Annotated in this window: 13 protein-coding genes; 10 read left to right on the top strand and 3 right to left on the bottom strand. The window is 37.6% G+C overall.

The window, feature by feature from the left end; translation table 11 throughout:
* Positions 1-26 precede the first annotated feature (26 nt).
* From nagZ to umoD, 4 genes are all read left to right on the top strand, one after another.
* Positions 27-1,046 (top strand): beta-N-acetylhexosaminidase, encoded by a 1,020-nt coding sequence (gene nagZ, locus NBG71_RS02015; protein ID WP_075673191.1) that lies wholly within the window; start codon positions 27-29, stop codon positions 1,044-1,046.
* Entirely contained in the window at positions 1,043-1,582 is a 540-nt protein-coding gene (gene ycfP / locus NBG71_RS02020; RefSeq protein ID WP_075673192.1) for an alpha/beta hydrolase YcfP, read from the top strand. Before nagZ ends, ycfP begins: the two co-directional genes overlap by 4 nt.
* A gap of 456 nt (positions 1,583-2,038) precedes the next feature.
* Positions 2,039-3,346, top strand: a complete 1,308-nt coding sequence (locus NBG71_RS02025; protein ID WP_250916495.1) for an NAD(P)/FAD-dependent oxidoreductase — start codon at positions 2,039-2,041, stop codon at positions 3,344-3,346.
* An 854-nt stretch (positions 3,347-4,200) separates the two neighbouring features.
* Positions 4,201-4,701: a flagellar biogenesis regulator UmoD gene (gene umoD / locus NBG71_RS02030; protein WP_075673194.1), complete on the top strand. Its 501-nt coding sequence runs from the start codon at positions 4,201-4,203 to the stop codon at positions 4,699-4,701.
* A 70-nt stretch (positions 4,702-4,771) separates the two neighbouring features.
* On the opposite strand, the gene mfd is transcribed toward umoD, so the two are convergent.
* Positions 4,772-8,221, bottom strand: coding sequence for a transcription-repair coupling factor (gene mfd / locus NBG71_RS02035; RefSeq protein WP_250916496.1), 3,450 nt, complete (start codon positions 8,219-8,221; stop codon positions 4,772-4,774).
* A gap of 193 nt (positions 8,222-8,414) precedes the next feature.
* Here mfd and lolC point away from each other — a divergent pair, with 193 nt between their 5' ends.
* The 6 genes from lolC to NBG71_RS02065 all read left to right on the top strand — a co-directional run bounded on the left by lolC (position 8,415) and on the right by NBG71_RS02065 (position 14,525).
* Positions 8,415-9,617 carry a lipoprotein-releasing ABC transporter permease subunit LolC gene (gene lolC / locus NBG71_RS02040; RefSeq protein WP_075673196.1) on the top strand — a complete coding sequence of 401 codons (1,203 nt, stop codon included), beginning with the start codon at positions 8,415-8,417 and terminating at the stop codon, positions 9,615-9,617.
* A gap of 40 nt (positions 9,618-9,657) precedes the next feature.
* Positions 9,658-10,368, top strand: coding sequence for a lipoprotein-releasing ABC transporter ATP-binding protein LolD (lolD, locus tag NBG71_RS02045; protein ID WP_229578446.1), 711 nt, complete (start codon positions 9,658-9,660; stop codon positions 10,366-10,368).
* Positions 10,368-11,615, top strand: a complete 1,248-nt coding sequence (gene lolE / locus NBG71_RS02050; protein ID WP_250916497.1) for a lipoprotein-releasing ABC transporter permease subunit LolE — start codon at positions 10,368-10,370, stop codon at positions 11,613-11,615. The genes lolD and lolE overlap by 1 nt, the downstream gene beginning before the upstream one ends.
* An 85-nt stretch (positions 11,616-11,700) precedes the next feature.
* Positions 11,701-12,558 carry a Sir2 family NAD+-dependent deacetylase gene (gene cobB / locus NBG71_RS02055; protein WP_075673198.1) on the top strand — a complete coding sequence of 286 codons (858 nt, stop codon included), beginning with the start codon at positions 11,701-11,703 and terminating at the stop codon, positions 12,556-12,558.
* Positions 12,559-12,610: 52 nt separating this feature from the next.
* Positions 12,611-13,855, top strand: a complete 1,245-nt coding sequence (gene pepT, locus NBG71_RS02060; RefSeq protein ID WP_196576439.1) for a peptidase T — start codon at positions 12,611-12,613, stop codon at positions 13,853-13,855.
* A gap of 361 nt (positions 13,856-14,216) precedes the next feature.
* Positions 14,217-14,525, top strand: coding sequence for a hypothetical protein (locus NBG71_RS02065; protein ID WP_075672659.1), 309 nt, complete (start codon positions 14,217-14,219; stop codon positions 14,523-14,525).
* 95 nt (positions 14,526-14,620) lie between these two features.
* Here the strand turns inward: NBG71_RS02065 and NBG71_RS02070 are convergent, their stop codons facing one another.
* Entirely contained in the window at positions 14,621-15,742 is a 1,122-nt protein-coding gene (locus NBG71_RS02070; protein WP_075672658.1) for a ribosomal protein uL16 3-hydroxylase, read from the bottom strand.
* 183 nt (positions 15,743-15,925) lie between these two features.
* Positions 15,926-17,389: a two-component system sensor histidine kinase PhoQ gene (phoQ, locus tag NBG71_RS02075; protein ID WP_099659585.1), complete on the bottom strand. Its 1,464-nt coding sequence runs from the start codon at positions 17,387-17,389 to the stop codon at positions 15,926-15,928.

A 17,389-nucleotide genomic window follows, 5' to 3' on the forward strand; every position in this document is an offset into this window, starting at 1 on the left:
GTCACAATTACAAAGAGAGGAATGTTATGGGTCCGGTAATGCTTGATGTTGAAGGATATGAACTCGATAGTGAAGAGCGTGAAATTTTAAAGCATCCTCTTGTCGGTGGATTAATCCTTTTTACCCGCAACTTCCACGATGCTGAACAATTAAATGAATTAGTTCGACAAATTCGTGATGCATCTCATGAGCGCCTTGTGATTGCAGTAGACCAAGAAGGGGGACGAGTACAGCGTTTCCGTGATGGTTTTACACGTATACCGGCCGCTCAATCTTATGCGGCATTAAATGAAGGTTATCAAGCGAGCCATTTAGCACAAGAAGCTGGATGGTTAATGGCATCAGAAATGATAGCTATGGATATTGATATCAGTTTTGCGCCTGTACTCGACTTAGGTCATAGCTGTATTGCCATTGGTGAGCGTTCTTTCCATGATTCACCGGAAGTTGCAATGACAATGGCAGAGAGCTTTATTAAAGGTATGCGCTCTGCTGGCATGAAATCAACAGGTAAACATTTCCCTGGTCATGGTGCGGTCAGAGCAGATTCTCATAAAGAAACGCCTCGCGATGATCGCTCTTTAAATGATATTCGCCAGCGTGATATGTCTATTTTTAAAGATTTTATTCAACGCCAGTTATTAGATGCCATTATGCCAGCTCACGTTATTTATTCTCAGGTTGATGAGCGTCCAGCTAGTGGTTCATCGTACTGGCTGAAATCCATTTTACGTGAACAATTGGGCTTCCAAGGCGTTATCTTCTCTGATGATTTATCGATGGAAGGTGCTGCTATTATGGGAAGTTACGCAGAAAGGGCACAACGTTCACTAGATGCTGGTTGTGATATGCTTTTAGTGTGTAATAACCGAAAAGGGGCGGTGAGTGTGTTAGATAACCTGTCCTCAGTCAAAGCAGAACGCGTTTCCACATTGTACCATCACCGAGGTCGTTACACATTGAGTGAGCTACAAACCTCTGATCGTTGGAAAAAAGCGAATCAGTTGCTGACCCAATTACAGGAGCAATGGCAGGAGCGAGCATGATTATATATTTACATGGTTTTGATTCCACAAGTCCTGGAAATCATGAGAAAGTTTTACAGCTACAGTTTATTGATCCTGATGTCCGTTTTTTAAGCTACAGTACGTTGCATCCTCGTCATGACATGCAACACTTACTGAAAGAAACGGATAAAGTGATTAAATCCACGAAAGAGCCTGTATTAATTTGTGGCGTAGGATTAGGTGGATATTGGGCAGAGCGTATTGGTTTCTTATGTAATATTCGTCAGGTAATGATTAACCCTAATCTTTTTCCTTACGAAAACATGACAGACAAAATCGACAGACCTGAAGAATATTTAGATATTGCAACGAAATGTATTAAAGATTTTCGTTCTAAAAACAAAGATAACGCTTTAGTGATTTTATCTCGTAATGATGAGATTTTAGATAATCAGCGTTCCGCTGATGAATTATCGCCTTATTACTCTGTCATTTGGGATGAAGTGCAAACGCATAAATTTAAGAGCCTCTCTGAGCATCTATTTAAAATTAAAGCGTTTAATAGCAAAAACTAAGACTAAAGTCATATGTTTAAAATGGATGGTGTTTGTTCCATCCATTTTTTTGTCTAATGTAGCTAAAAATGCTCATACTTTCCTTTCTATCTATCTTTTTTCAACATTTGTTTTGATCCTTTATTTTTATCATTTCAATTATCACGACTGATTTGAACAGGTCTCTTTATCCTTGTTGTTTTAATTCATTGTATTTATTAATAAAAATGAATACCCCTGTGTTTTTAATGGTGATTTATTCATCACTCAAAGGCAAAAAACGACTCTATTTTTCAAAAAATAGATATGAATATTCAAATATTTTTGATATAAATCAATTTTGGTATGACCATCTTTCCAATTAACTTGTTTAAGAACAAAAATAACAGCCGAAACGATTTAACTGTCGTTATTTAAGTAGATTTCACTAAGGCTATTTAAATAACAACAGTAAATATCTTTATGGAGTGACGTTAAATGTCATTAAAAAAAATTGTTATTGTCGGTGGTGGCGCGGGTGGTTTAGAACTGGCGACCAAATTAGGCAATAAATTAGGACGCAGCAAAAAAGCAGAAATTACCTTAGTGGATCGCAACAATAGCCATTTATGGAAACCCCTGCTACATGAAGTGGCAACGGGCTCTTTAGATGATGGTGTTGATGCTTTAAGCTACCTAGCACACGGTTATAACCATCATTTCAATTTCCAATTAGGCTCATTAACGGGGCTTGATCGTGAACAGAAAAACATCACACTGGCTGCTATTTATAACGAAGAGCAAGAGCTACTCGTACCTGAACGCACGTTAGACTACGATATTTTAGTGATGGCATTAGGCAGTAAATCAAACGATTTTGGTACACCTGGTATTAAAGAAAACAGCATTTTCTTGGATAGTCCGCAACAAGCACATCGTTTCCATAACGAAATGTTGAATTTGTTCTTAAAATACTCAGCAGATACCAATGCACAAGAAGAAAATCGTAAGGTAAATATTGCGATTGTGGGTGGTGGTGCTACGGGTGTTGAGCTTTCGGCTGAATTGCATAATGCAGTACGCCAACTTAATAGCTATGGATTAAAAAAATTAGCGCCTTCAGCATTAAATATTACGTTAGTTGAAGCAGGAGAACGTATTTTACCTGCATTACCTGTGCGTATTTCTAGTGCTGCACATCAAGAATTAACAAAATTAGGCGTACGAGTGATGACCAAAACTATGGTCACAAGCGCAGATGATGGTGGATTAAACACCAAAGAAGGTGAGCATATTGATGCTGACTTAATGGTGTGGGCAGCAGGTATTAAAGCACCTGATTTTATGAAAGAGATTGCAGGTCTAGAAACCAACCGTATTAATCAGTTAGTTGTTAAACCCACCTTACAAACAACTTTAGATGACTCTATCTTTGCGATTGGTGACTGTGCATCTTGTCCACGAAAAGAAGGGGGGTTTGTTCCTCCAAGAGCACAATCCGCTCATCAAATGGCAAGTCGTTGTTACAGCAATATTTTAGCAATGTTAAAAGATAAACCGCTAAAAGATTATGTGTTTACCGATCATGGTTCACTTGTTTCACTTTCTAAGTTCAGTACTGTAGGGAGTTTAATGGGAAATTTGATGAAGGGCGATATGATGATCGAAGGGCGCATTGCGCGGATTGTTTATATCTCTTTATATCGAATGCATCAGATTGCTTTGCATGGTTACATCAAAACAGGGCTTATGATGCTAGTAGGATCAATCAATCGAGTGATTAGACCTAAGTTGAAACTTCATTAATTTATCTTTTGCTTTGTAGATAAGACAAAAGTTACTTTTTTAAACCCTCATATAATATGAGGGTTTTTTATCTATTTTTTCTTTTAAATTAAATAATTAAATGAGAATATCTAAATAAGGTAAATAATCTTAGCATAAAGCACTAGATGATTTATCTGTTTATATCGAAAATAACCAATAACTCTAAAGCTCAATAGAACAATGATAAATATAATTTTATTATTAAGGTTAAACTTGTAATATTAAAGATAGTATTTGTTTTTATTTATTACGCTAAATTATTTAAGACTTTTCTTAAATAAAAAATGGTGTTTAATTCATTAATTCATCAAATAAAATGTTATGGTATTTCGTAGACTTGTATTAGAAAGATAATAAGTGAAAATTATTAGAGATAAGCTTAACTTGTTATTTTTACTCGTATTTAAGTGAGTAAAATAATTTTACAAATCTTAAAAGTAAATTTTATGATATGAGTTAAATATGAAATATCTCCTATTTTTAGGCGACATTTGTTAACTTGGTGTTATCATAATGCTATATTATAAATAGTATAACGATTTCTATTTTTTCAGCTTAATAAATTAAGAGCTATCTTAATATAATGTGTAAGTCTTAAGAATGTAGTCAGTATTTATTTAATTAAGTAATTAAAACAGAAATAAGTGGTGTATTTAACATGTCATAAATACGTAGTTTACTTATTATGTTAATCAGCATGGATGTTGAATTAAGCTATCAGATAAGAGAATTCATTTATTGAATACTAAATATATTAGCCAGTTAGGGTGAAATAGTGGCTTTTATTACGTATCTGTGGCAATTAAGGATAAGACAAATAAAAAGGGGTAAAAGTGGGTGTTAATGTCAGAAAGTACACACTAATAGGACTAATCATTGTATTAGCTATTCTTTCATTTATTGCATGGAGGTGGGTATTTCCCCAGCCTCAATACGCTCATGTCGTTTCAGCAACACCTATTAAATCGACCGTTTTTGTGACAGAAGAGTATTGTCATCGAATTGGCTTACCTACACCTTTTACACCAGAAAAATTGTCACGATTTCATCCTGCAGAGCAAGAGTGTCGAGTGTTTTATATGATTGAAGCACTTAATAACAGCAATATTGCTAATTTCCCTTATCCTCAATTTAAAGAGTGCATTCCAATTTATCGTCAAGAGCGCAGAATTGTGGGTTATGATGTGCTTTATACTATTGACGGAACACCAGGCAAAGTAAGAACTACATTTAAACCAGGTGAAGTTATCGCATTAGATTCTGATGGTAGGCTGATTTTAGAACAAGAACCTTATTGCTCTATGAATGAAAAAGTGCCTTGTCGCAAAGAATAAACCTAATGATATAAAAAGAAAGGCGTAATGAAGTTACTTCCATTACGCCTTTTTGTTGATCTAATAGCCATTAGAGAGTGGTTATTTTATGTTCATCAAATGCACTTAACATATTATCAATAAAAGTAAGTCGTTTTTCACGCTCAGTTAAATCTGTAATAAATTTCAGTTTTGATGGACCATCTAAGCGGAAAATGGCTGGTTGCTCCTGAAGTAAGCTGATTAAATAGCCTGGATCAACTTTGTTTTTCTCTCCAAACTCAATAAAGCCGCCTTTATCATGTGCTTCAATTCGGGTGATACCTAAGCTCATCGCATTTAAGCGAATAGCGGCATTACGCAATAGATAACGTCCAGCATCAGGCAATTTACCAAATCTATCAATTAACTCTGCTCTTAGATCATTAAGCTCTGTTAAGTCGATAGCACTAGCGATTCGCTTATAGAATGAAAGTCTGACATTTACATCAGGAATATAATCATCAGGCAACAAGGCTGGCATTCTTAATTCAATTTCAGTTTGTTGATTGGTGAGATCTTCAAGTGATGGCTCTCTACCTTCTTTAAGTGCTTCTACGGCGCTTTCTAGTAATTCCATATAAAGTGAGAAACCAACGGTATTCATTTGACCGCTTTGTTCTTCACCTAGTAATTCACCTGCACCTCGAATTTCTAAGTCATGAGTTGCTAATGCAAAACCTGCACCCAGATCTTCCAGCGAAGCAATTGCTTCTAAACGTTTATGAGCATCCTTTGTCATTGCTTTCGGATGTGGCGTCAACAAATAAGCATAAGCTTGATGATGAGAACGACCTACACGACCACGTAATTGGTGTAATTGTGCTAAACCAAAATGATCTGCCCGTTCAATAATAATGGTATTTGCAGTGGGTATATCTATACCTGTTTCAATAATTGTGGTGCAAAGTAATACATTAAAACGCTGATGATGGAAATCATTCATTACACGCTCAAGTTCACGTTCCCGCATTTGCCCGTGACCAATACCTATACGCGCTTCAGGAACGAGTGTAGCCAGTCTCTCGCGGGCTTTTTCGATATTTTCAACATCGTTATACAAATAATAAACTTGTCCGCCACGCAAGGTTTCACGCAAGATAGCTTCACGCACCACTAAATCATCATACTCACGAACGAATGTTTTCACGGATAAGCGACGTGCTGGAGGTGTTGCAATAATAGAAAGATCACGCATGCCACTCATTGCCATATTCAGTGTACGAGGAATAGGTGTTGCGGTTAGCGTTAAAATATCGACGTTTGCGCGCATAGCTTTGATACGTTCTTTGTGACGAACTCCAAAGCGGTGCTCTTCATCGACAATTAATAACCCTAAATCTTTCCATTGAATATTCGGTTGAAGGAGTTTGTGTGTACCAATCACAATATCAATTGTTCCTTCAGCCAGTTTTTCTGTGATTTGTTGTTGCTCTTTTGCACTACGAAAACGCGAGATCATCTCAATATTAACGGGCCAATTAGCAAAACGATCACGGAAATTATCAAAATGTTGCTGAGCTAATAGGGTAGTTGGTACTAAAATGGCGACTTGCTTATTGTTGTTAACTGCAAGAAAAGCGGCACGCATCGCAACTTCTGTTTTACCAAATCCGACATCACCACAGACGAGTCTATCCATTGAAATAGCTTGGCACATATCGCTAAGTACTGCATTGATAGCCATTTCTTGATCTGGCGTTGTTTCAAAAGGAAAACTTTGACGGAAAGATTGGTACTGCTCTTTGTCCATTTTAAAGGCAAAGCCTGTTTTTACTTCACGTTGAGCATACACATCTAATAACTCGGCTGCGACATCACGTACTTTTTCAGCGGCTTTTTGACGAGCTCTTACCCATGCATCGCCGCCCAATTTATGTAATGGGGCATTTTCATCTGCACCACCAGAATAACGGCTGATCAAATGCAGTGATGAAACAGGAACATAAAGCTTGTCATTACCTGCGTAGCTTAACATCAAATATTCAGCTTTAACGCCACCCGTTTCTAGGGTTGTCATACCTTGATAACGACCAACACCATGCTGAAGATGAACAACAGGTTGCCCTATGCTTAATTCAGCAAGGTTACGAATTAAGGTATCTGTATTGATGGCGCGGCGATTGTCTTGGCGGCGGCGATTAATGCGTTCACCTAACATATCGCTTTCACAGATCATGGCTAACTGGCGATGGTTATCAATAAAACCATGCTCTGCAGCACCAATGATAAAGTAAAAGCCTTTCTCTTGGGCGTCAGATAATTCAATGATCTGCTTGGGTGCTATTTTTATCCGTGATAAAAGCTCTTGTACAGTTTCGCGTCGACCTTCACTTTCAACAGAGAAAATCACACTACCTGAAAATTGTTCTTGGAATCGGCGTAAGTTATCTAAAGGTGATTTGCTTTGCGCGTTAATCGATAAATCAGGAAGAGGTTGATAGCCTAAATTGGTCTGTCCTGCTTTTTCTGGCAACGTTTCTGTTTTAAGTTGAATACGAGGCCACTGTTTTAATTCTTTATTAAACTTATCAACATTTAGCCAAATATCATCCGGTGGTAACAGTGGTCGCATAGGATCAACACGACGACTTTCAAAACGTTGATTGATGTCCTGCCAAAATTTTTCTGCAAAATCTTGCAGATCTTGCGTCACTATCAATGTATTTTTAGGGAAATAAGCAAATAAGTTAGATAAAGGCTGTTCAAAAAATAGGGATTGCCAATATTCAATTCCCGTTGGCAATATGTGTTTACTTACTTGCTGATAAATATGTTCAGGATCACGTCTTACATCAAACCGCGCGCGCCATTGGCTACGGAAAATCTCTATCGCATTTGCATCTGTTGGGAATTCATGGGCAGGCAGTAAATTAATTTGATCAACTTCTGTTAATGTCCGTTGTGTGTCGACATCAAAAGTACGCAGGCTATCTATTTCATCATCGAAAAAATCAATACGATAAGGAAATTCACTTCCCATCGGAAATAAGTCTAATAATGCACCACGCGTTGCGTATTCCCCATGCTCTAATACTTGTTCGACATGGCGATATCCCGCTTCATCTAATGTTTTACGTAAATTATCACGAGAAAGTATCTCTCCTTTTTGCATTACCAACGCATGACTTGCGAGATAATCAGTAGGGCAGACTTTCTGCATTAACGTATTGACAGGTAAGATTAAAATTCCCTTGAGAAGTGATGGAATACGGTATAGCGTAGAAAGGCGGTTTGAGATTATTTCTTGGTGAGGTGAAAAACTGTCGTATGGCAGTGTTTCCCAATCCGATAATGTCTCTACTGGATAATCACAAAACTGACGGATTTCATCTTGTAAACGTAATGCATTTTGCATATCACGAGTAACAAGAACGACTAATCCAGAGTGACGTTTGATGATCTCTGCACATTCTAGAGCACAAGCGGCGCCAGTCAGTTGACCTAGCTGACGAGTATCCCCTTGTTTTATAGGAAGTTGATAACGATATTCTGAGGACATAAGCGTGTAATGTGAACTCTTTGTTGTAGTTAACTCCCAACACATCTTTAGCTTAATGGCTAAAGCTTAAACTGGCGGGCAGGTTAAGATAAAAGAAAAACCACAGTTTGGGAATAGAGTGGTTCCATTCAGTAAGACTACCCTTTATTATCCCTGAACACTTCGCATTAGCAACAGGAACAGCACAGATTTCATGTACAATTCTGTCTCATTTTATATAGGGCTCCGTTATATGCGGGGTCGTGCGGTCGATAAGTTCGGTCGCTTCGTCTCATGGCTATCCGCTTTAGGGATTATGTTAGGTGTAGCGGCACTGATCACAGTGACTTCTGTCATGAATGGCTTTGAACGTTCATTGCAAGAAAGTATTCTTGCTTATATTCCACAAGCAATCGTGACATCACCTAACGGGCAATTACCCCGAGATTCAAATATAGCTGAAAGATTACTGACGCGTGAAGGTATCATAAACGTGACCCCTTTAGTAGAAGGCGATGTTGTTTTGCAAAGTAAAGATAATATCAGCGTTGGTGTCATGCTGGGTATAGAAAAAGAGCAAGATGAACCTTTAACGCAGCATATTCGGTTTGGGGATTTTTCAATGCTGAAAGCGGGCGATTATGGTGTGATTTTAGGTAGTGGCCTCGCTAAACAGTTAAAAGCAAAAGAGGGGGATAACATCCGCCTTATTGTGCCAAGTGTAAGCCAATTAACGCCAATGGGAAGATTACCTAGCCAACGCTTATTTACTGTTAAAGGTATTTTCCAAAGTAGTGGTGATGCAGATGCCTCACAAATCTTAGTGAATCAGCAAGATGCAGCACGTTTAATGCGTTATCAGCCGGGGAATATTACCGGATGGCGTCTTTTCTTCTCTGATCCTCTTAATATTGAAAAATACAGTGCGCAACCTTTAGATAAAAATCTAAGTTGGAGAGATTGGCGCGAACGTAAAGGCGAATTTTTCCAAGCTGTTAAAATGGAAAAAAATATGATGGGATTATTATTAAGCTTAATTATCGCAGTGGCGGCTTTTAATATTATTACCTCACTTTCTTTGTTGGTGATGGAAAAACAAGGTGAAGTTGCTATTTTGCAAACTATGGGTTTAAAACGTTCTCAGATTATGTCTATCTTTATGCTACAAGGTGCAGGAGCAGGTATTTTAGGGGCAGTAGCTGGTGGCTTGTTAGGCGCATTACTCTCGAGCCAACTAAATGTTATTATGCCAGCAGTAGGACTTATTCCCCAAGGTGTGGAGTTACCCGCAACACTTGAGTGGGGACGAGTCTTTATGATTGGTTTCTCCGCTATTATCATTTCCCTTTTATCCACTTTATACCCGTCTTGGCGGGCCGCGGCTATTCAGCCAGCAGAGGCGCTACGTTATGAGTAATTCTTCTTTGAATAAACAGCCAATGGCATCAGAAAAACAAATGCAAATTAACAAAGATGGTTTATTGGATTGCCACGCCCTATGTAAACAATACCAAGATGGCTCTATTTCCACACAAGTGTTGAAATCAGTCTCTTTTAAAATGGATAAGGGCGATTTTCTTGCCATAGTGGGAAGCTCAGGCTCAGGAAAAAGCACCCTATTACATTTATTGGGTGGGCTCGATTCTCCAACATCAGGTGAAGTCTTTTTTAAAGGGCAGTCACTTAATAAATTATCCTCTTCTGAAAAAGCAGATCTGCGTAATAGCCAATTAGGTTTTATTTATCAATTTCATCATCTATTACCTGATTTTACAGCACTTGAAAATGTTGCTATGCCACTAATGATTGGTGGCACGAGCGCTTCAATGGCGAAAGAAAAAGCGATGTCTTTACTTGAATCGGTTGGATTAAAAGATCGTGCTCATCATCGTCCTTCAGAGCTTTCTGGTGGTGAGAGACAACGTGTTGCGATTGCAAGAGCATTAGTAAACGATCCTGCATTAGTTCTTGCTGATGAACCGACGGGTAATCTTGACCAGAAAAATGCAGAAGGGATTTTCGAATTGTTGATTAAGTTAAACAGAGAAAAACAAACTGCATTTCTGGTCGTCACGCATGATTTGTCATTGGCTGCTCGTTTTCAGCGCCAACTTGAAATGAAAGATGGTCAACTACAGTCACAAAACGCAATTTCAGGAGTGAAATAATGGCGCAATTGCCACTTGCATTAGTGACCGCATTACGTTTTTCAAGAGGACGAAAACGTGCGGGAATGGTTTCTTTAATTTCAGTTATTTCAACACTGGGCATTATGCTTGGTGTTGCTGTCTTAATTATTGGCTTAAGTGCCATGAATGGATTTGAACGTGAATTAAAAAATCGCATTTTATCGGTGGTGCCTCACGGGCAAATTTATTCAGTAGAGCAGCCATTTATGCAATGGCAATCAGCATTACCTCGTATCGAGAATACTCAAGGTGTTGTCGCTGCTGCTCCTTATGTTTTACTCACAGGGCTGTTAGAGAAAGGAACAGAGTTAAAGGCAGTACAAGTTATGGGCGTTTCACCTGAGAAGCAAGGTGATATCAGCCTGTTACCTCGATATGTTCAAAACAATGCATGGCAAGATTTTAAAGCCGGTAAGCAACAAATTATTATCGGGCAAGGCGTTGCTGATGCACTAAAGATCAAACAGGATGATTGGCTCACCGTATTAATTCCTAATAATGATGATCCAACTAAACTTTTACAGCCTAAACGTATTCGCTTACAAGTCAGTGGCATATTTAAACTTAGTGGTATGCTCGATCATCAATTAGCGTTAATTCCTTTAGCAGATGCCCAGCAATATATGGATTATGGGCAAGGCATTACTGGGATTGAAGTGAAAACGGTAGATCCTTTTTTCGCCAATGAAATTATTCATAATGCAGGTTTAAATAGCAAAGAATATGTTTATGCAAAAAGCTGGATAAGTGATTATGGTTATATGTATAGCGACATTCAGATGATCCGTAGCATTATGTATTTGTCGATGATCTTAGTGATTGGCGTCGCTTGTTTTAATATTGTCTCAACGCTGATTATGGCGGTAAGAGATAAAAGTAGTGATATCGCTATTTTACGAACATTAGGCGCACGAGATAGCCACATTCGTAATATCTTTTTATGGTATGGCTTATTATCAGGCATGATTGGCTGTATCGCTGGTGTGATATTTGGTGTGTTGGTTGCTTATAATTTAACGCCATTGATGTCTGTTATTGAATCATTAACAGGACATAGTGTGTTGTCTGGCGATGTTTATTTCGTTGATTTTCTACCTTCAGAAGTTCATTTAATTGACGTTTTCTCTGTATTTATTACCACTGTGATCTTAAGCCTGATTGCAAGTTGGTATCCTGCACGTCGAGCCACTAAACTAGATCCTGCAAGAATCTTAAGTGGACAATAAGTTTATTGACATATAAAGAAGAAAAAACGCTTAAACTAGTGAAGATAAGAAACGCGATATTTAAATTTGAAAACCAAGGATTGTAATGATGAAACTTAAACTTCGTCATCGTCGGCTTAGGAAGTTTCGTAAAATTAAGAATTTACGTAGACAACATTCACGTTGTCGCTATTTTCATCTAACCCATAAAACGGAACATGAAATGAATTTACCCAAAGTTGTCGTATTAACAGGGGCTGGCATTTCGGCTGAATCAGGAATTAAAACATTCCGATCAGAAGATGGATTGTGGGAAGAACATCGCGTTGAAGATGTTGCAACACCTGAAGGTTATCAACGCAATCCCCAATTGGTTCAGCAGTTTTACAATGAACGTCGTCGCCAATTGCAACACCCCTCTATTCAACCAAATGAAGCGCATTATGCATTAGCAAAACTAGAGCAACGTTTAGGTAAAGAGAATTTTTTACTGGTAACTCAAAATATTGATAATCTGCATGAAAAAGCAGGTAGTAAACATATTTTGCATATGCATGGTGAATTGCTAAAAGTGCGTTGCCCTCAATCTCGCCAAGTATTTGAATGGAAAGGGGACTTAGAAATAACAGATCGTTGCCATTGTTGCCAATTTCCATCACCATTACGCCCTCATATTGTCTGGTTTGGTGAAATGCCAATTGGCATGGAAGAGATTTATCGAGCTTTGGCTGAGGCTGATATTTTTATCTCTATCGGTACATCTGGAAATGTTTATCCAGCAGCCGGTTTTGTCCATGAAGCTCGCTTAACAGGTGCTCATACCGTTGAGTTAAATCTTGAGCCAAGTTTGGTTGAAAGCCAGTTTGAAGAGAAACATTATGGCCCTGCGAGTCAGGTAGTTGATGAATATGTTCATAAATTGTTTGAATTAATTAATGATCCTAAAGCTGATTTGACGCAATAATTATTTTATAGAGTTCCCTATTATTGTTCTTAGAGAGATCTTAGGGGGCAAAATGGATAAATTATTAGAACGTTTTTTTGAATATATTAATTTTGATACACAATCAAAACCATCTTCAAAAATGTCACCAAGCAGTGATGGACAATTAAAACTAGCCAAGGCATTGGTTCAAGAATTAAAAAAACTGGGTTTTTCTGATGTGATGCTCAGTGACAAAGGATGTGTAATGGCAAGTTTACCATCCAATGTATCTTGGCCAGTGCCAGTTATTGGCTTTATTTCGCATCTTGATACATCTCCTGACTTTTCAGGAAAACATGTGAAACCACAAGTTCTTGAAGATTATCGTGGTGGTGATATTGCTTTGGGTATTGGTGATGAAGTGTTATCACCAGTAATGTTCCCAATCTTACATTCAATGATTGGTAAGACATTAATTACTACGGATGGTAAAACATTATTGGGTGCAGACGATAAAGCGGGTATTGCTGAAATTATTACTGCGATGGTGCGCTTAAAAGAAACGAATCGACCTCATGGGGATATTCGTATTGCTTTCACTCCTGATGAAGAAATTGGGCGTGGCGCGCATTATGTAGATTTAAAAGCATTTGGCGCAAGCTGGGCTTATACCGTAGATGGTGGTGGTGTTGGCGAACTGGAATATGAAAATTTCAACGCCGCATCCGTAAGTATTAAAATTGTAGGTAACAATGTTCACCCTGGCAGTGCAAAAGGGGTGATGGTTAACGCATTAGGATTAGCAACGCGAATTCATCAAGAATTACCTGTCGAGGAAACACCAGAAAATACCGACGGTTATGAAGGTTTTTACCATCTGCAAAGTATCAAAGGTTCGGTAGAAAGAGCAGAAATGCATTATATTATCCGTGATTTTAACCGTAACTTATTTGAAAAACGCAAACAAAATATGATTGCGATTGCAGAGAGAGTCGGTAAAGGTTTACATCCTGATTGCTATATTGAGCTAACTATTGATGATAGCTATTACAATATGCATGATAAAGTTGTTCAATTCCCACACATCATTGAAATAGCCAAACAAGCAATGATTGATTGTGATATTGAACCAAATATCAAGCCTATCCGTGGTGGTACAGACGGTGCTCAACTTTCTTACCGTGGATTACCTTGCCCTAATATTTTTACCGGCGGTTATAATTTCCATGGTAAGCATGAATTTATCTCTTTAGAAGGTATGGAAGCGGCGGTGAGTGTGATTATGCGTATCGCTGAAATTACAGCGGAAAGAGAAAAAGCCAAAGTGATTAATTAATTACTTATTGAGCTAAAAAAATAGCCGATATTTCGGCTATTTTTTTGGTTACATTTTTTATTTGCAGTGTTAGCTAAGATTATTTATTTATGTTCTTTTTAATCTTCATGTAACATGCTACCTTCAGTTTTATCTTAAGTGATATTGATAAAACAAAATAGAATAAATTACTAAAAAGAAATATAAAATAAATTATATAGAGTCTCTTAAGTTAAAATAAAATCACTTCATAATAATATGAATGTTAATTATGAGTTTTTCAAACTTAAAATATACGCTATTTTACCGCAATAGATTGATAAATTAGAACAAGTTAATGTCATCTATAATTATTGTAAAATGATAATATAAGGATGGTAGAATGGATACGGCATCAGGGAAATTAGTTAATCCTGTAATTGAAAAACAAATTGATTTAAATAATAAAAAAGAAATCAATATTAATAATGAAAATAAAGTATTAATAAAGACACATGAAAAACAATCATTTATTATTATCTCTAGCTATTTTCTGATAACTTATTTAATCTCATTTTCTCTTTATGCAACAAATAGTAAGCATACGTTATTGCTTTTTTTCTTACAGAGTACATTTTTCGTTGTTATCCCTTTTTTCTTTTGTAATACAAGAGTACTTTTAAAAGAATCGATAAATTATTTAATTCGTTAAGTTTTAAGATAAGATATATAGTATATCTAATAATAAAGAAGCCCTGCCATTAATATGACAGGGCTTTATAGCTTATTATTGGAAATTAGTAATAATTAATCTTCAAAATACCAATAACCTTGGTTAACTAACTGAGTTAATAAACGCACAAATTTTGGATCAGCTAATGCATCGCCCAAGTGTTGTTTATCAATATAATCATATTGGCAAAGCGCATCCACGGCTTCTATATGGTCAGTGTCCATCAATTGACCATTTACAAAACAGTTATCGCCAACACGTAATGCACGAATACCATTTAAACGATGAAGTTGCTCACCTTGTTGCAGTAAATCGTGAATTTCTGCATTTTCATATAAAGGTTCTGGAACTGCGAGATCAAGTTCATGACGAGATTGAGAAATAAATTCACCAAACCAATGACGGAATACTTCTGGTTGAGCAAGTAAATCCTCCATCATATCATGGAGTTTATTTAACTCTTGATGTTGCACTAATGCTGGATTTTCACGCGGTGTTAGATCTGGGTCACTATAACGATAGCTACCTAAATCATTTGCTAGCACATAGTCAGCGAAACCACTGAAAAGTTCACGAGCATTAGGTGCCCTGAATCCGACAGAGTAGTTTAGCGATTCTTCAATCGCATAACCTTCATGTGGGAATCCAGGTGGGATATAAAGAATATCACCCGGTTCTAATTCTTCATCAATAATTGCTTCAAAAGGATCAACTTGCAGCAGATCAGGGTGAGGGCAGTGTTGTTTCATTGGGATTTTTTCACCCACACGCCAGCGACGACGACCTTGCCCCTGAATAATAAAGACATCATATTGATCAAGGTGTGGGCCTACACCACCACCGGGAACAGAGTAAGAGATCATTAAATCATCAATACGCCAATCGGGTAACACGCGAAATGGCTTCATTAATGCCGCACTAGGAAAATGCCAGTGATCGACGGCTTGTACAAGTAAAGACCAGTCTTTATCACCAAGTCCTTCGAAGTGCTCAAAAGGCCCGTGTTTGACTCCCCATTGTCCGTCTTGACAGCTTACAAGACGGCTATCCACTTCATCTTCCATTGCAAGACCAGCAAGTTCGTCAGGAGATAAAGGATCAACAAAACGAGAGAAGCCGTTTTTAATTAATAAAGGGCGTTTTTGCCAATGGCTTTCGAGGAATGATTGCCAATCTAAATTAAGTTTATAGTCCATTGTGTATATCCTGAATTCGGGAAGCCTGAAGCCATAGTATAATGAATTCTAACTTCCTGCTAAACATTCCTTTGAGCAATGTGAGTAATAGCGAGTAACACGATAATAGCTGAACAGATATCATACATAACGCTGTATATTTGGCGGTAAAGAAAAAAGAAAGAAGTTTCTTATCAATAAGGATTATTCGCGATCAGTGGTAAGTCGCTGCTCAGCAAAAGTTACGGTGATACGAGCACCACCTAAAGGACTATCAGTAATAATAATTTCGCCACTGTATTGTTCAATAATATCTACTGCGATCGATAAGCCTAAACCTTGTCCCGGACGCAGTGTGTCTGCTCTAGTTCCTCGCTGGAAAATAGCCTCTCTCTTTTCAGGGCCGACTCCTGGACCATCATCATCAACAATAATTATTACGCTGTTTTCATTATTGCTAACGTTGATTTCAACGAATTCTAAGCAATATTTACAGGCGTTATCCAGAATATTGCCCATCACTTCCATAAAGTCATTTTTCTCACCTAACCACATAATTTCAGGTGAAACATTGAGTGTTAAATCAACCCCTTTTGACTGATAAACTTTACTTAATGCACTACAAAGATTATCGAGCAATCCTGACAATGAATGGAGTTTTCGCGTGGTGATATCATGATCACCATGAATGGATGCGCGGTGTAGGTAATAACCCATTTGTTGTGAAATTCGTTCAATTTGGTCGAGCATAATAGGTTCAGCTTGCTCTATCGTCATTTGCTTGCCTGATCGCAAAGAGCGTAATGTTGATTGCAACACAGCTAGTGGCGTTTTTAAGCTGTGGGTGAGATCAGATAAACTTGTACGATATTTACTGTAACGACTGCGTTCATTACGCAATAACACATTTAAATTTCGCACTAAGCCTTTTAGTTCGGTTGGCGGGTTTTCATCCAAATCATTGCGAGTCCCTTTTTCTAATGCACTGATTTGTTCAATAACTTGCTTTATGGGTCTTAAACTCCAATGTGCAGCCAACCAAATTAAGGGGACAACTAAAAATAGATTTGCAAGAATGATATATAAGAACCAATCCCAAACTTGACTGACTTTTTGCATACGTTGAGGAATAGGATCGATAACCGCGATTGCCATATAAGGCATATTATCAGCCGCAGGATAATGATTAATCACAACAGAGTGAGTTAAAAACTCATTACTGGAATATTCGTCAAGGCGTTTGAGATAAACACGATATTGCGGTAACTGCTGTAACATTAAACGTGTTGTTTTGACATCAACAGAGATTTCAAATAGGCCTTCTTCATGGCGCCATTTATGTTTAATGCTATCAGGTATAGCTTTCGGTAAATCGGGCGGTATCCATAATACACTACCTTTATCATCAAAAATAACCACCAGCGAGGTATTGTTATTATTAAGATTTGTTGGAAATTCAATATTCAGCTTGCTCCTATCCCACTGCGCTAAGCTGTAGTAAAGATTACTTTGACTACGCATCAACATAAAAGTGGTTTTATCCACACTGACAATCGAACCGACAATGGCAACTAACCCATAAGAGAGTGTAAGTGCCAAAATAATGGCACTAGTTGCAAGTAAAAAGCGAGTTCGTAATGAGAGCGGAGAGCGCTGTTTTTTTTGCAT

It is taken from the genome of Proteus sp. FZP2095, from assembly GCF_023701425.1.
GTDB lineage: Bacteria > Pseudomonadota > Gammaproteobacteria > Enterobacterales > Enterobacteriaceae > Proteus > Proteus cibarius.

Excerpts from the sequence above, each read along its gene's own strand:
- nagZ (WP_075673191.1), top strand. The coding sequence starts at position 27 with ATGGGTCCGGTAATGCTTGATGTTGAAGGATATGAACTCGATAGTGAA.
- ycfP (WP_075673192.1), top strand. The coding sequence starts at position 1,043 with ATGATTATATATTTACATGGTTTTGATTCCACAAGTCCTGGAAATCAT.
- NBG71_RS02025 (WP_250916495.1), top strand. The coding sequence starts at position 2,039 with ATGTCATTAAAAAAAATTGTTATTGTCGGTGGTGGCGCGGGTGGTTTA.
- mfd (WP_250916496.1), bottom strand. The coding sequence starts at position 8,221 with ATGTCCTCAGAATATCGTTATCAACTTCCTATAAAACAAGGGGATACT.
- lolC (WP_075673196.1), top strand. The coding sequence starts at position 8,415 with ATGTACAATTCTGTCTCATTTTATATAGGGCTCCGTTATATGCGGGGT.
- lolD (WP_229578446.1), top strand. The coding sequence starts at position 9,658 with ATGCAAATTAACAAAGATGGTTTATTGGATTGCCACGCCCTATGTAAA.
- lolE (WP_250916497.1), top strand. The coding sequence starts at position 10,368 with ATGGCGCAATTGCCACTTGCATTAGTGACCGCATTACGTTTTTCAAGA.
- cobB (WP_075673198.1), top strand. The coding sequence starts at position 11,701 with ATGATGAAACTTAAACTTCGTCATCGTCGGCTTAGGAAGTTTCGTAAA.
- pepT (WP_196576439.1), top strand. The coding sequence starts at position 12,611 with ATGGATAAATTATTAGAACGTTTTTTTGAATATATTAATTTTGATACA.
- NBG71_RS02065 (WP_075672659.1), top strand. The coding sequence starts at position 14,217 with ATGGATACGGCATCAGGGAAATTAGTTAATCCTGTAATTGAAAAACAA.
- NBG71_RS02070 (WP_075672658.1), bottom strand. The coding sequence starts at position 15,742 with ATGGACTATAAACTTAATTTAGATTGGCAATCATTCCTCGAAAGCCAT.
- phoQ (WP_099659585.1), bottom strand. The coding sequence starts at position 17,389 with ATGCAAAAAAAACAGCGCTCTCCGCTCTCATTACGAACTCGCTTTTTA.